This is a genomic window from Stenotrophomonas sp. RIT-551 (assembly GCF_026241915.1).
GTDB lineage: Bacteria > Pseudomonadota > Gammaproteobacteria > Xanthomonadales > Xanthomonadaceae > Stenotrophomonas > Stenotrophomonas bentonitica_A.
The window spans coordinates 273,120-287,269 of record NZ_JAPJIU010000002.1 but is presented as its reverse complement, the minus strand read 5'-3'; the positions used below and the strand labels follow the sequence as shown (position 1 = coordinate 287,269).

The following is a 14,150-nucleotide window of genomic DNA, read 5'->3' as shown; positions in this document are numbered from 1 at the left end:
ACCGTCATGCGTTGATGACCGGCCCGCTGCCAGGCTTTACCTGGCCGCGGGCGTCCCGCAGGCTTGCCAGGTCCCGCTGCGAAGAGGCTGATGTCCGTGACTGAATCCCCATCGTTCCATCGGATGCGCCGCCGCCTGCTGCAGGCGCTGGCCGTTACTCCGCTGCTGGCCTGCTCGGCCAACGGCCCGGCGCGCGGGCCCGGCCCGTGGACGGCCTGGCAGGTGATGCGTGCCTCCAGCGTGACCCCGGACGGGCGCATGGTCGACCACAACAACGCCGACCAGCGTTCGACCTCCGAAGGCCAGTCCTACGCGCTGTTTTTCGCGCTGGTGGACAACGATCAGCCGCTGTTCGATCGCCTCCTGCGCTGGACCGAGGACAACCTCGCCGGCGGCAGCATGGCCCAGCGCCTGCCCGCCTGGCTGTGGGGGCGCGACACCACGGCCAATGCATGGAAGGTGCTCGACGACAATCCCGCCAGCGACTCGGATGTCTGGCTGGCCTATACCCTGCACGAGGCAGCGCGGTTGTGGAAACGGCCGGCGCTGCGGCAGACCGCCGAAGCGATGCTGGCGGCGATCCAGGTGCAGGAGCTGGTCGATGTGCCGGGCCTGGGCACGATGTTGATGCCTGGGCCCAAAGGATTTGCGACGGAAGACACGTGGCGGTTCAACCCCAGCTACCTGCCGTTGCCGCTGCTGCGCCGCTTCGCCGCGCTTGATCCGAGCGGGCCGTGGACCACCGTGATCGGCAACAGCGTTCGCCTGCTGCGCGATACCGCACCCCACGGCTTTGCGCCGGACTGGACCGCGTGGCGCGACGGCAGCTTCATCGCCGATCCGGACAAGGGTCCGCTCGGCAGTTACGACGCCATCCGCTGTTATCTGTGGGCAGGGATGACCGCCGTGAACGATCCCAGTTTCCGCTCGGTTCTGGATGCGCTGCACGGCCCACTGAGCACCCTGCGCGAGGGCCAGCCGATGCCGGAGAAGGTCAACACGCTCACCGGCATACGCGAAGGCACCGGCAACTACGGTTTCCAGGCGGCCCTGGTGCCGTACCTGCAGGCGCAGGGCGAGGCCGAACGCACCAAGGCAATGGTCGCTGCGCTGCCGACACCGGAGCAGCAGCGCGCCGCGCCGCCGCGCTATTACGAGCAGGTACTCAGTCTGTTTGCCCTGGGCTGGTACGAAGGCCGCTATCGCTTTGCCGCCGACGGCCAACTGCGGCCGGCCTGGGCCTGATTCCGCGCACCGGCACACGGCCGGTGCGTTGCCCTTATTCCAGCGCGTAGCGCAGCACGAACAACCCGGCCACCAGCCACACCGCCGGATGCACATCGCGCCAGCGCCCGGTGCCGGCCTTGAGCACCGCATAGGCGATGAAGCCGAAGGCCAGGCCATTGGCGATGGAGTAGGTGAACGGCATCGCCAGCGCGCACAGCGCGGCCGGCACCGATTCGGTCAGGTCGCCCCAGTCCACATCGACCAGCTCGCGCAGCATCAACCCGGCCACGAACAGCAGGGCAGGGGCGGTGGCATAGCCGGGCACCATTGCCGCCAGGGGCGAGAACAGCAGCGCCGCCAGGAACAATGCCGCCACCACCAGCGCGGTCAGACCAGTACGGCCACCGGCCTGCACGCCCGAGGCGCTTTCGGCGAAGGCGGTGGTGCTGCTGGTCCCGAGCAGCGAACCGGCCACGATCGCGGTGCTGTCGGCCAACAAGGCACGGCCGAACCGCTTCTGCGCGCCGGGCAGTTTCAACAGGCCCGCACGACCGACCACGCCGTACAGCGTGCCGGTGGCATCGAACACTTCCACCAGCACGAACACCAGCACCACCTGCAGCAGCACCGCGATCGGCGCGCCACCGTCATGATGCAGCAGGCCCGGCAGGTCCAGCTGCAGGAACGTCGGCGCCAGGCTCGGCGGCAGCGAGATCAGGCCATGGAACTGCACGTCTCCGAGCAGCCAGGCCGCCCCGGTCACCGCCAGGATGCCGATCAGGATTGCGCCGCGCACCTTGCGTGCCTCCAGGATCGCGATCAGCAGGAAGCCAGCCAGCGCCAGCAGCGGCGGGGCGGTGTTGAGCGGCCCGAGTGCGACCAGGGTGTCGGTGTTGGCGATGATCACGCCGGATTTCTGCAGCGCGATGATCGCCAGGAACAGGCCGATGCCGGCCACGATCGCCGCGCGCAGCGAAGCGGGGATGCCCGCCACCAGCCAGGCGCGTACGCCGGTCAGTGACAGCACCAGAAAGACCAGGCCGGAGATGAACACCGCCGCCAGCGCCTGCTGCCACGGCAGGCCGGCCGCGCCCACCACGGTGAAGGCGAAGAACGCATTCAAGCCCATGCCCGGGGCCATGCCGACCGGGAAGTTGGCCGCGAACGCCATCACCAGCGAGCCCAGCGCGGCGGCCAGGCAGGTGGCGACGAACACCGCGCCCGGGTCCATGCCGGTGGTGGCCAGGATGTCCGGGTTGACGAAGACGATGTAGGACATCGTCAGGAACGTGGTCAGGCCGGCCAGCAGTTCGGTACGCACGGAGGTGCCGTGCTGCTGCAGCTGGAACAGGCGTTCGGGGAGGGACATCGCGAAATCTCAAACCGTTGGTGGTGACCTGCCGAAATGAGAAAGGCCGCGCGAGCGCGGCCTTTCCGGTTGCCTTATTTCAGCGCCTTGAAGCGCAGGCGCTTCGGCGCAGCGTCGTCGCCCATGCGGCGGCGCTTGTCTTCTTCGTACTCGCGGTAGTTGCCCTGGAAGAACTCCACGTGCGAATCGCCTTCGAACGCCAGGATGTGGGTCGCGATGCGATCCAGGAACCAGCGGTCATGCGAAATCACGAAGGTGTTGCCCGGGAACTCCAGCAGCGCATCTTCCAGCGCACGCAGGGTTTCGATGTCCAGATCGTTGGACGGTTCATCGAGCAGCAGCACGTTGCCACCCTGCAGCAGGGTCTTGGCCATGTGCAGGCGGCCACGCTCACCACCGGACAGCGAACCGACCAGCTTCTGCTGATCCTGGCCCTTGAAGTTGAAGCGGCCGATGTAGGCGCGCGACTGGATCTCGATGCCGTTGATGTTGAGGATGTCCAGGCCGCCGGCGATTTCCTGGAAGACGTTGTGGTTGCCTTCCAGCGCGTCGCGGCTCTGGTCCACGTAGGACAGCTTGACGGTCGGGCCGACGGTGATTTCGCCCGAATCCGGCTTTTCCTGGCCGGTGATCATCTTGAACAAGGTCGACTTACCGGCACCGTTGGGGCCGATGATGCCCACGATCGCGCCGGCCGGCACCAGGAAGCTCAGTTCGTCGAACAGCAGGCGGTCGCCGAACTTCTTGGAGACATTCTTGAACTCCATCACCGAGTTGCCCAGGCGCTCGCCCGGCGGGATGAAGATTTCATTGGTCTCGTTGCGCTTCTGGTAATCCACCGACTGCAGCTCTTCCAGGCGGGCCAGACGGGCCTTGCCCTTGGTGCGGCCACCCTTGGCGTTCTGGCGCGACCACTCCAGTTCCTTCTGGATCGCTTTCTGGCGGGATTTTTCCTGGTTGTCTTCCTGCTTCAGGCGCTCGTCCTTCTGCATCAGCCAATCGGTGTAGTTGCCCTTCCACGGAATGCCGCGGCCGCGATCCAGTTCCAGGATCCACTCGGCGGCGTTGTCCAGGAAGTAGCGATCATGGGTGACCGCCACGACGGTGCCGGTGTAGCGCGCCAGGAACTGTTCCAGCCACTCGACGGACTCGGCGTCCAGATGGTTGGTCGGTTCGTCGAGCAGCAGCATGTCCGGCTTCTGCAGCAGCAGGCGGCACAGTGCCACGCGGCGCTTTTCACCACCGGAGAGCTTGCCGATCACCGCATCCCACGGCGGCAGGCGCAGCGCATCGGCGGCCACGTCCAGCTGGTTTTCCAGGGTGTGCGCATCGCCGGCGGCGAGGATCGCCTCCAGGCGCTCCTGTTCCTTGGCCAGCTTGTCGAAGTCGGCGCCTTCCTCGGCATAGGCCAGGTAGACCGCGTCCAGCTGGGCCTGGGCCTGCAGCACTTCGCCGACGCCTTCCTCGACCGCTTCACGCACGGTCTTGGTCGGGTCCAGCTCCGGTTCCTGGGCCAGGTAGCCGACCTTGATGCCGGGCTGCGGGCGGGCTTCGCCCTCGAAATCGGTGTCCACGCCGGCCATGATCTTGAGCACCGTGGACTTGCCGGCACCGTTCAGGCCCAGCAGGCCGATCTTGGCACCCGGGAAGAACGACAGCGAGATGTCCTTGATGATCTGCCGCTTGGGCGGGACCACCTTGCTGACGCGGTTCATGGTGTAGATGTATTGCGAGGACATGAGCTCTCCGAAGGCGCAACCCTGCGCCCGTTCCGGACGGAACAGGAACAGAGGAAGAAAAGGATGCCCCGATTATAGCCGGAAGCGATCAATGCCGCCGGAAGCCAAGGGCGCCGGGGCTTGCCGCCGCCTGAATGCGGGGTCAAAGCCCTTGAATTGGAAACCGTTTCCAGCCGGAGACCGTTCAGATGGGGTGCGCATGATGGAGCCATCAACCCACCAAGCGAGGCCAGTCATGCGCATGAATCGATTTGTGGTCGGGGCCGTCGCCTCGCTGCTGGCCTTGGGCACGGTGGCCCCGGCCTTCGCCGATGACCACCGTGGGCGCGGTCACGACCGCCGCGAGTGGCGTGATGACCGCCGTGACCACCGCCACGATCGCCATGACCGGCACGATCGTCATGACCGTCGCGAGGTCCGCCATGACCGCCGTTACGACCGCCGCTATGACAACCGTGGCTACTACCGCCCGGGCCCGCCGCCGCCGCGGGTGGTCTATCGCCCGGCGCCGGGCTATGGCTCCTACGGCTGGGCCCGCGGCCACCGCTACCGTGAGTACTACGGCGGCCCGGTCTATGTGGTCAACGATTACAGCCGCTACTCGGTGCGCCGCCCGCCGCGCGACCATCACTGGATCCGCGACGACCGCGGCAACCTGCTGCTGGTCGCCATCGCCACCGGGATCATTGCCGACTACGTGATCAACAACCGGTAAGACCGGGTCCAATCCCGGCGGTACCTCACACGGACGGCGCCCTTCGGGGCGCCGTTCTGGTTTCCGCGGCGGGCCGCTGCGGCTGGCGCCCTGGGCAGCATGCGGTGGTGCCGGCGATCGGCGGCACAATTGGTCAGCCCCGCGCCCGGGGACTACAATCCAAGGCTCGCGCTGTACCCCCTCTGCCTGCCTGGAGTAACCGATGTTCCCGCGTGACGTCCGCATCGAAACCTACGATCCCGAACTGGCCAAGGCCATCGCCGCCGAAACCCAGCGCCAGGAAGACCATGTCGAGCTGATCGCCAGCGAGAACTACACCAGCCCGGCCGTGATGGAGGCCCAGGGCAGCCAGCTGACCAACAAGTACGCCGAAGGCTATCCGGGCAAGCGCTACTACGGTGGCTGCGAATACGTGGACATCGCCGAACAGCTGGCGATCGACCGCCTCAAGCAGCTGTTCGACGCCGACTACGCCAACGTGCAGCCGCACAGCGGTTCGCAGGCCAACCAGGCGGTGTACTTCGCGCTGCTGCAGCCCGGTGACACCATCCTGGGCATGAGCCTGGCCCACGGCGGTCACCTGACCCACGGTGCCAAGGTCAATGCCTCGGGCAAGCTGTTCAACGCCATCCAGTACGGCGTCGACGAAGCCGGCCTGATCGACTATGACGAGGTCGAGCGCCTGGCCCTGGAGCACAAGCCGAAGATGGTCGTGGCCGGTTTCTCGGCCTACTCGCAGGTGGTGGACTGGGCACGCTTCCGCGCCATCGCCGACAAGGTCGGTGCCTACCTGTTCGTGGACATGGCGCACGTGGCCGGCCTGGTCGCCGCCGGCGTCTACCCGAGCCCGCTGCCGCACGCCCACGTGGTTACCTCCACCACCCACAAGACCCTGCGCGGCCCGCGTGGCGGCATCATCATCGCCAAGGGGGCCAGCGAAGAACTGCAGAAGAAGCTGCAGTCCATCGTGTTCCCGGGCATCCAGGGCGGCCCGCTGATGCACGTCATCGCCGGCAAGGCCGTGGCCTTCAAGGAAGCGCTGGAGCCGGGCTTCAAGGCCTACCAGCAGCAGGTGGTCAAGAACGCCCAGGCGATGGCCAACACGCTGATCGCGCGTGGCTACAAGATCGTGTCCGGCGGCACCCAGAACCACCTGATGCTGGTCGACATGATCGGCAAGGATGTCTCGGGCAAGGATGCCGAAGCCGCGCTCGGCCTGGCCCACATCACCGTCAACAAGAACTCGGTGCCCAACGACCCGCGTTCGCCGTTCGTGACCTCGGGCCTGCGCCTGGGCACCCCGGCGGTCACCACGCGCGGTTACGTGGAACAGGACTGCGTGGACCTGGCCAACTGGATCGCCGACGTGCTCGATGCCCCGGCTGACGAGGCCGTGATCGCCCGCGTGCGCGATGCGGTCAGCGCGCAGTGCCGCAAGTACCCGGTCTACGGTTGACATGGACGAGGGCCGGCAACGGCGTACTTACGCCGTGCTGGCCCTGGTCTGCGGCATCGTGGGGATGGCTGGCGGTGGCACCTTCGCCGCCATCGGGGTCTGGGTCGCATGGGGCGAGCCGGCCTATCTGGACCGGGCCTCGCGCCTGGTGATTGGCGGCTGGGGGGCGGCCGGCCTGATCGGGATCGTGGGCTGGCTGTGGTTGAGTGGCCGCTATCTCCGAAAGGGACGCACCGGCCTGCGCGATGCCGGGCCTTGGCCGTGGGCTGCATTGGGCCTTGGCGTCCTTGCCGCCCTGGCGGTGGTCGGCATGGCATTCTGGCAGGCCGCCGTGAGTCCGACGGCACTGGTTCTGCTGCTGGCCGGGCCGCCGATGCTCTCCTGCGCGGCGCACCTGCTGTGGCTTCGTCGGCAGCCGGCCTAGGCTGGGCTGGCCTCTGCCCCCTGCCATTTGCTGTTGCCTGTCTCTCTCAGGTACCGTTGCGACGCTGCCGTGACCACGGCATGACGTTTTCCCGATGCAAGGCGTTCCATGTACTGTCCGTTCTGCCAGCATGCCGACACCCGTGTGATCGATTCGCGCGTCTCTGAAGACGGCGCGACGATCCGGCGTCGCCGCGAGTGCGAGGCCTGCAACGAGCGCTTCAGCACCCTGGAAACCATCGAACTGAAACTGCCGGCGATCGTCAAAAGCGACGGCAGCCGCGAGGCCTTCGATGCGCGCAAGGTCCGCAGTGGTTTCGACCGCGCGCTGCAGAAGCGTCCGGTGCCCGAAGACAAGATCGAGCTGGCGGTGCGCGCGGTGATGCAGCAGGCGCGCATCTGTGGCGAACGCGAAATCCCCTCGATCAAGGTCGGCGAGTTCGTGATGAACGAACTGCGCAAGCTGGACCACGTGGGTTACGTGCGCTTTGCCTCGGTGTACCGCAGCTTCGAAGACGTGGCCGATTTCCGCGAGGAGATCGAGAAGCTCGAACGCGAGCTGCCCTCCAGCACCGAGCAGTTGCAGTTGCTCGGCGATGTGATCGCGCTGACCAAGAAGAAAAAGGGCTGAGCCCCGGCCGCATCGCGGCCACCCCGGCTGGGCTACCATCGCGGCTGCACGCCGCCAGATGATCCTCGCCATGACCGATTTCTCCGCTCTCGACCATCAGCACATGGCGCACGCGCTGCGCCTGGCCGAACGTGCCGCATACACCGCGCGGCCCAATCCCATGGTGGGGTGCGTGATTGCCCGCGATGGGGTCGTGGTGGGCGAGGGCTGGCACCAGCGCACCGGCGGCCCGCACGCCGAAGTGTTCGCGCTGCGCCAGGCCGGTGAGCAGGCCCGCGGCGCCACCGCCTACGTCACCCTGGAGCCCTGCGCGCACCACGGGCGCACACCGCCGTGTGCACTGGCCCTGATCGACGCCGGTGTCAGCCGCGTGGTGGCCGCGATGCGTGATCCCTTCCCGAAGGTCGACGGGGGCGGCTTCGTGCTGCTGCGCGAGGCCGGCATCGAGGTGGCCGAAGGCCTGATGGCCACGCAGGCGCGCGAGCTCAACAAGGGCTTCCTGTCGCGCATCGAGCGCGGCCGGCCGTGGCTGCGGGTGAAGCTGGCCGCCAGCCTGGATGGCCGCACCGCGATGGCCGATGGGACATCGAAGTGGATCACCGGTGCGGCCGCGCGCGCGGATGTGCAGCACTGGCGCGCGCGTGCGGGTGCGATCCTGACCGGCGCCGACACCGTGCTGACCGACGACCCGATGCTGACCGTGCGCCTGGCCGACACCGAGGTACTGCCGCCGCTGCGCGTGGTGCTCGATGCACGCCTGCGTTCGCTGGAATGTAGTCGCGTACGCGAGGGTGGGGCGCCGACGTTGTACGTGCACGACGCCGCCGTCAGCGCGCCGGATGCGGCTGATGCCGAATTCGCCACTGCGCCCAGCGTGGATGGCCGCCTGGATCTGGGGGCGGTGCTGGCGCTACTGGCCGAACGCGGCATCAATGAAGTGCACACCGAAGCCGGTGCGACGCTGGCCGGTGCGTTGCTGGCCGGCGGTTGGGTGGACGAGCTGCTGCTGTACCAGGCGCCCACGCTGCTGGGCGAACATGGCCGCCCGCTGCTGGCAGGCCTGGGCATTGAAGCGATGGACCAGCAACGCCGCCTGCGCGTGGTCGACCAGCGCCAGGTGGGGGATGACCTGCGGTTGCTGCTGCGGGCGTGACTTGCGGAAGCACCGGCCGCTTACCGGCTTCCCGGAACGGGCCGACGCGTTGCCCCTCCGCGGTAGGCCTGCTCCACACCTCCCGCGTCTGCCCATGCTCGGAACGGCGCTGGACGTTGCCGTGCTACTCGCAGGGCTCGGGCCACAGGGCCTCCATCTTGGGCCGCAGTGCCAGGCACTGCTGTGCCAATTCGCTGTCTGCAATGGTCCCGTGCTGGTCGCTCACCTGCTTCGCCAGCGCGTAAGCACCCAGAAGCTCCTGCGGCGCGAAGCGGGCGGCGCAACGGCGGTACTGTTGGACAAGTTCGTCGCATTCTGCAACCAAGGTCATGCGTCGCTCCGTCATGCGCATTGTCTGTAACCACCAGCTGTGCATCGCCTGCCACTCGCCCGCCAGCGCACTGCCGACATCGTTGTCGACCTCGCTACCGAGGGCTCGCGGATCGAACGCTTCGCTGTGCCAGATTTCGCTGTCAGGAGCCATCACCAGCGCTGATGTGCCGTAAATCGTCTTGAAAGGGCCATCCCGCAGGAGCGCAACATACGCTGACCAGAAGCGATCGTCCTCTTCTTCCTGGGGGTCAAACATCGAGGCATCACTCAGAGTGCGCAGTCGTTCGGTGTCACCCACCTGGCAGCTGAAGCGAATGGTGGCAACACGATAGCCGTCGCTTAGCCGGTGCCAGATATTGCTGCTCAGGGCGCGGCAGCGTGTGTTGCGGAGAACCGCAGTCGTCCACGCCTGCTGGGCACGTGCGGCATCGTCCACTCCGGCGTCGTTGACCAACCATTTCAAAGCGCCGGATGGCAGCGCTTCGGCCAACGAAGATGCTTCGGTTTTCATATCCGGGAACAGGTGCAGTGCAGAGCCCAAGTTTGTTTCGAATTCCCTCCGCGCCTGGGGGTCATCCTCGATCGCCGTCCGCATATACAGCTCGAAAGTGGCTTCTGGTGTGAGCGGGACCCGGTCGAGCTGCTGCCGGCACCATGACCGCCAGCAGTGGGAGAAGCATTAAACGCATCATCGTAGACCTGAGTGTAGGCTCGCGAGGGTGCAGGGCACGCCAGCGACTGTCCATGCACTTTGTTTGAATTTTCGAAGGCATCTGGCTTCACCACTTGCGTGATCAGGCTTCGTGCTAGCGTCGGTCTACGCTGCAGGCGCCGCCCTGACATCCGGATGCAGGAGTCCTCATTCGCAGGGCTCCGGCCACAGCGCCTCGATCTTCGGACGCAGCGCCGTGCACTGCTGTGAACGTTCGGCTTCCGGCACGTTGTGCTGCGAGTCGCCCAGCATCGCTGCCAGTGCATCAGCACCGGAAAGATCCTGCGGGCCCAGTCGTGCGGAGCACCTCCAGTACCGTCGGAGTAGTGAATCGCATTCCGCGTTGCGGGTCAGGCGCTCCGCCATGCGTTGCTTTGCCTCCGCCCGCCACTGTGTCATGGGCAGCCAGGTTGCCCACAGTGCCGCAGCTACATCCTGCTCAATGACAGGGAATGTGCCGGCCAGGCGCTCACTGTGCCAGATGCCGTCGTCAGGTGCGGCGACCAGTTGCGTGGTGCCTTCCGTTGTCCGCAAGGGGCCTTCCAGTAGCTGTTTCATGTAGGCGGCCCAGAACCGGTCGTTGCCATGGCGCTGGTCGAACAGCGTGGCGATGTACCAGTCATACAGGTTCTGCACATCAGCGGCTTGGCATGTGAAGCGGATATCGGCCACGTGGCGGCCATCGCTGCTTCGCTGCCCGACCCGGCTGCCTGTGGCATGGCAATGCGTCCGGCGCAGGACGGCCGTGGCCCAAGGATAGGTGTCGTGTCGCGCGCCGTCGGCTGCGGCACTCTGCAGCATCAAGTCCATGGATGAGGTGGACAAGCCTCTGGCAAGCGGCGGCACCTCGGGGTGCATACCCTGGTACGGACCCTGCGCCGGCCCGATGCGTGCATCGAACTCGCGGCGCGCCTCGGCGTCGTTCTGCAGCATTACCCGCGCGTGCAGATCAAACGCAGCCTCGGGCGAAAGAGCATCGGGGCTGCCTGCAGCCGGGAAGGCGGCAAGGACCAGGAAGTAGAGAAGCGTACGCATCAAGGATCGCCCTTGGCGAAGGATCGGGAAAAAGACCCGCAGCCTGCGGCAGCAGCCCGCCGGACACCATGCAATTTGTCTGAAAAGACAGCCCATAAAAAACGGGCCCCTTGCGGGACCCGTTCGATCATGGCGCGGCGCGGACGCTGCAGCTCGATCAGTAACCGACGTGTGCGCCGTCATATCCACGCGGCGCAGCACTCAGTCGCGTAGCTTAACACTTATTTAACTTAAAGCCCCCAGTCAGGGTGCCCTGTTACACTAGCCTGGCCGGTTCGCCGGTACATAAACGTCTTCAGGGCGGGGTGCGATTCCCCACCGGCGGTAGGTGCGCAAGCACGAGCCCGCGAGCGCTTCCCGGCCCCCGGGAAGGTCAGCAGATCCGGTCCAATGCCGGAGCCGACGGTATAGTCCGGATGAAAGAAGACGGTGCCGCCGGGCCTTGTGCCCGGCGTGCACCTATATGCCTTGCGGCGTTTTTCGCTCACTTTCCGCGGAGAACGTTACGTGTTTACTGGAATCATCGAAGGCGTCGGCCGTCTGGCCGCACGCGAGTCCCTTGGCGGCGATGTCCGCTTCACCTTCAACGTGGGCACCCTGCCGTTCGAGAACGTGCAGATGGGCGAGAGCATCGCCATCAACGGGGTCTGCCTCACCGTCATCGCATTCGACGCCAGCAGCTTCCAGGCTGACGCCTCGACCGAGACCCTGGGCCTGACCACGCTGGGGCAGCTGGCCGACGGCGCCGTCATCAACCTCGAACGCGCGATGCGCCCGACCGACCGCCTCGGCGGCCATCTGGTCAGTGGCCATGTCGATGGCCTGGGCCAGGTGTTGTCGGTGCATGACGACGCGCGTGCCCAGCGCTGGCGTTTCGCCGCGCCGGCCGCGTTGCTGCGCTACATCGCCAAGAAGGGCTCGATCTGCGTGGACGGGGTCAGCCTGACCGTCAACGAGGTGGACGAGCAGGGCTTCGAGGTCGCGCTCATTCCACACACCGTCGCCAACACCGCCTTCGCCGCCACCGCCGTGGGCAGTGCGGTCAATCTTGAAATCGATCTGGTGGCCCGCTACGTCGAACGTTTGCTGGGTGCAGGAGCACGCGCATGAATTTCGCCCCGATTCCCGAGATCCTCGAGGACATCCGCCTCGGCCGCATGGTCGTCATCGTCGATGACGAAGACCGCGAGAACGAAGGCGACCTGATCATGGCCGCCGAGCTGGTCAAGCCGTCGGACATCAACTTCATGGTCACCCATGGCCGTGGCCTGGTGTGCCTGCCGCTGACCCGCGAGCGCGCTGCCGATCTCGGCCTGGCGCCGATGGTCCAGGCCAACACCGCGCAGTTCCAGACCAACTTCACGGTCAGCATCGAGGCCGCCGAGGGTGTCACCACCGGCATCTCGGCCTACGACCGCGCGCACACCATCCGCACCGCGGTGAAGCCGGATGCCAAGCCGGCCGACCTGCACCAGCCGGGCCACATCTTCCCGCTGATCGCCCAGCCGGGCGGCGTACTCACCCGAGCCGGGCATACCGAGGCGGGCGTGGACCTGGCCATGCTGGCCGGGCTGGAACCGGCCGGCGTGCTGGTGGAGATCCTGAATCCGGACGGCAGCATGGCGCGCCGCCCGGAGCTGGAGGTGTTCGCCCGCGAGCACGGCCTGAAGATGGGGTCCATCGCCGACCTGATCGCCTACCGCCTGGCCACCGAGAAGACCGTCGAGCGGGTGGACGAGCGTGAGATCGAGACCGAGTTCGGCCCGTTCACGCTGGTCACCTACCGCGACCGGATCGCCCACGACCTGCACTTCGCGCTGGTCCGCGGCACCCCCGATACCGAGCCGACCCTGGTCCGGGTGCAGGTCGAAAACCCGCTGGCCGATCTGCTGCACTGGCGCCGCGACGATTTCGGCGTGGCCTCCACCGATGCGCTGCGCGCGATCGCGGCTGCCGAGCGTGGCGTGATGGTGGTGCTGTCGGCCCCGCGCGACACCAACAGCCTGCTGGCCCGCCTGCGCCAACAGCCGCAGCCGGTGGTGCCGGGCAAGGACAAGGACGTGAGCCAGTGGCGCCGCAACGGCGCCGGGGCCCAGATCCTGTCCGATCTGGGCCTGGGCAAGCTGCGCGTGCTGGGCACCCCCCGCCGCCAGATCGGTCTGGCCGGGTATGGCCTGGAAGTGGTCGAGACGGTGGGGAACACGTCATCGCATTCGCGCTGACGCCCCACGATCTGCTTTGCAAACCGCGGGTCCTTCCTGGCCTCATCCAGACTCCCGCCGCTTCGCGGCAGCCCCCTGACCCAAGGGGGGCTGCTGCACCCGACCCGTCCCGTAACGCGCAGCGGCCCGGCGACACGCGGCCATGCGCTAGAATATTCACCTATTAAATGGACCCCACGCCGAACATGAGCCATTACGAAGGCGACCTCCGTACTCCGGAAAAGGCCCGTTTCGCCATCCTCGCCAGCCGCTGGAATGCCCGCATCACCGACGTGCTGGTGGCCGGTGCGCGGCAGAGCCTGGCCGGCAACGGGATCGACGAGGCCGCCATCGACGTGATCCGCGTGCCCGGCGCGTGGGAACTGCCGCTGGTCGCCGCGCGCCTGGCCGCCGCCCATCAGCATGCCGCGATCATCACCCTGGGCTGCGTGATCCGGGGCGATACCCGTCATTACGAACACGTGGCGGACCGCTGCGCCGAGGGCCTGATGCGCGTGCAGCTGGATTTCGGCGTGCCGGTGCTCAATGGCGTGCTGGCGGTGGAGCGGGTCGAGGATGCCGAAGCCCGCGCGGGTGGCAGCCACGGCAACAAGGGTGAGGAAGCCGCACTGACGGCGTTGGAAATGGTCAATCTTCTGGAGCAGCTGCCATGAACAAGTCAAACCCGGGCAAGCCCTCCGGTAAGCCCGTCCGCCGTGATGGCGTCGATCCGGTGCTGCGTTCGCGCGCCCGCCGTCGTGCGCTGCAGGCAATCTATGCGTGGCAGATCTCGGGGGGCAACGCGCAGAGCGTGATCGCCCAGTTCGCCCACGAACAGGCCCGCGAGATCGCCGATCTGGCCTACTTCGAAGCGCTCGTTCACGGCGTGCTCGACAATCGCAAGGACCTGGACGCGGCGATCGATCCGTACCTGGACCGCGGCATCGAGGAAGTGGATGCGATCGAACGCGCCGCGCTGCGCGTGGCCGCCTATGAAATGCGTTACCGCCTGGACGTGCCGTACCGCGTGGTGATCAACGAAGCGATCGAATCGGCCAAGCGCTTCGGTTCCGAGCACGGCCACACCTACGTCAACGGGGTGTTGGATCGCGCCGCCGTGGAATGGCGCAAGGTCGAAAACGGGGGCTGATCGGCC

At 66.8% G+C, this 14,150-nt stretch carries 14 protein-coding genes and 1 riboswitch; of the genes, 10 read left to right on the top strand and 4 right to left on the bottom strand.

From position 1 onward, the window contains the following. The first annotated feature begins 90 nt into the window (after positions 1-90). Positions 91-1,245, top strand: coding sequence for a cellulose synthase complex periplasmic endoglucanase BcsZ (bcsZ, locus tag ORK51_RS04000; RefSeq protein ID WP_266084174.1), 1,155 nt, complete (start codon positions 91-93; stop codon positions 1,243-1,245). A gap of 34 nt (positions 1,246-1,279) precedes the next feature. Here bcsZ and ORK51_RS03995 read toward each other — a convergent pair whose 3' ends face one another. Both ORK51_RS03995 and ettA read right to left on the bottom strand, forming a co-directional pair. Then, on the bottom strand, positions 1,280-2,596 hold the full coding sequence (locus tag ORK51_RS03995) for an NCS2 family permease (protein WP_019182523.1): 1,317 nt from the start codon (positions 2,594-2,596) through the stop codon (positions 1,280-1,282). Positions 2,597-2,670: 74 nt separating this feature from the next. Further along, the gene (ettA, locus tag ORK51_RS03990; RefSeq protein ID WP_019182522.1) at positions 2,671-4,335 is read right to left on the bottom strand and encodes an energy-dependent translational throttle protein EttA; all 1,665 of its coding nucleotides are present in this window, start codon (positions 4,333-4,335) and stop codon (positions 2,671-2,673) included. Positions 4,336-4,570: 235 nt separating this feature from the next. Here ettA and ORK51_RS03985 point away from each other — a divergent pair, with 235 nt between their 5' ends. From ORK51_RS03985 to ribD, 5 genes are all read left to right on the top strand, one after another. Continuing rightward, a complete protein-coding gene (locus tag ORK51_RS03985; protein ID WP_266084173.1) occupies positions 4,571-5,050 on the top strand; it encodes an RcnB family protein in 480 nt (159 codons plus the stop codon). 202 nt (positions 5,051-5,252) lie between these two features. Beyond that, positions 5,253-6,506, top strand: a complete 1,254-nt coding sequence (gene glyA, locus ORK51_RS03980; RefSeq protein ID WP_102789012.1) for a serine hydroxymethyltransferase — start codon at positions 5,253-5,255, stop codon at positions 6,504-6,506. Position 6,507: 1 nt separating this feature from the next. After that, complete coding sequence (locus tag ORK51_RS03975; RefSeq protein ID WP_266084169.1) at positions 6,508-6,930, top strand: hypothetical protein; 423 nt, start codon at positions 6,508-6,510, stop codon at positions 6,928-6,930. 108 nt (positions 6,931-7,038) lie between these two features. Continuing rightward, positions 7,039-7,560: a transcriptional regulator NrdR gene (nrdR, locus tag ORK51_RS03970; protein ID WP_019182518.1), complete on the top strand. Its 522-nt coding sequence runs from the start codon at positions 7,039-7,041 to the stop codon at positions 7,558-7,560. Positions 7,561-7,630: 70 nt separating this feature from the next. Continuing rightward, entirely contained in the window at positions 7,631-8,713 is a 1,083-nt protein-coding gene (gene ribD / locus ORK51_RS03965; protein ID WP_266084167.1) for a bifunctional diaminohydroxyphosphoribosylaminopyrimidine deaminase/5-amino-6-(5-phosphoribosylamino)uracil reductase RibD, read from the top strand. Positions 8,714-8,837: 124 nt separating this feature from the next. On the opposite strand, the gene ORK51_RS03960 is transcribed toward ribD, so the two are convergent. Continuing rightward, positions 8,838-9,641: a hypothetical protein gene (locus ORK51_RS03960; protein ID WP_266084165.1), complete on the bottom strand. Its 804-nt coding sequence runs from the start codon at positions 9,639-9,641 to the stop codon at positions 8,838-8,840. A 264-nt stretch (positions 9,642-9,905) separates the two neighbouring features. Then, positions 9,906-10,793, bottom strand: coding sequence for a hypothetical protein (locus ORK51_RS03955; protein ID WP_266084163.1), 888 nt, complete (start codon positions 10,791-10,793; stop codon positions 9,906-9,908). Between the two features lie 287 nt (positions 10,794-11,080). Next, positions 11,081-11,225: riboswitch (FMN riboswitch) on the top strand. Positions 11,226-11,300: 75 nt separating this feature from the next. Here ORK51_RS03955 and ORK51_RS03950 point away from each other — a divergent pair. From ORK51_RS03950 to nusB, 4 genes are all read left to right on the top strand, one after another. Continuing rightward, positions 11,301-11,903 (top strand): riboflavin synthase, encoded by a 603-nt coding sequence (locus ORK51_RS03950; protein ID WP_266084161.1) that lies wholly within the window; start codon positions 11,301-11,303, stop codon positions 11,901-11,903. Then, positions 11,900-13,015 carry a 3,4-dihydroxy-2-butanone-4-phosphate synthase gene (ribB, locus tag ORK51_RS03945; RefSeq protein WP_019182515.1) on the top strand — a complete coding sequence of 372 codons (1,116 nt, stop codon included), beginning with the start codon at positions 11,900-11,902 and terminating at the stop codon, positions 13,013-13,015. The genes ORK51_RS03950 and ribB overlap by 4 nt, the downstream gene beginning before the upstream one ends. A gap of 185 nt (positions 13,016-13,200) precedes the next feature. Further along, positions 13,201-13,668, top strand: a complete 468-nt coding sequence (gene ribH, locus ORK51_RS03940) for a 6,7-dimethyl-8-ribityllumazine synthase (protein WP_070426609.1) — start codon at positions 13,201-13,203, stop codon at positions 13,666-13,668. Next, a complete protein-coding gene (gene nusB, locus ORK51_RS03935) occupies positions 13,665-14,144 on the top strand; it encodes a transcription antitermination factor NusB (protein ID WP_019182513.1) in 480 nt (159 codons plus the stop codon). Before ribH ends, nusB begins: the two co-directional genes overlap by 4 nt. Positions 14,145-14,150 lie beyond the last annotated feature (6 nt).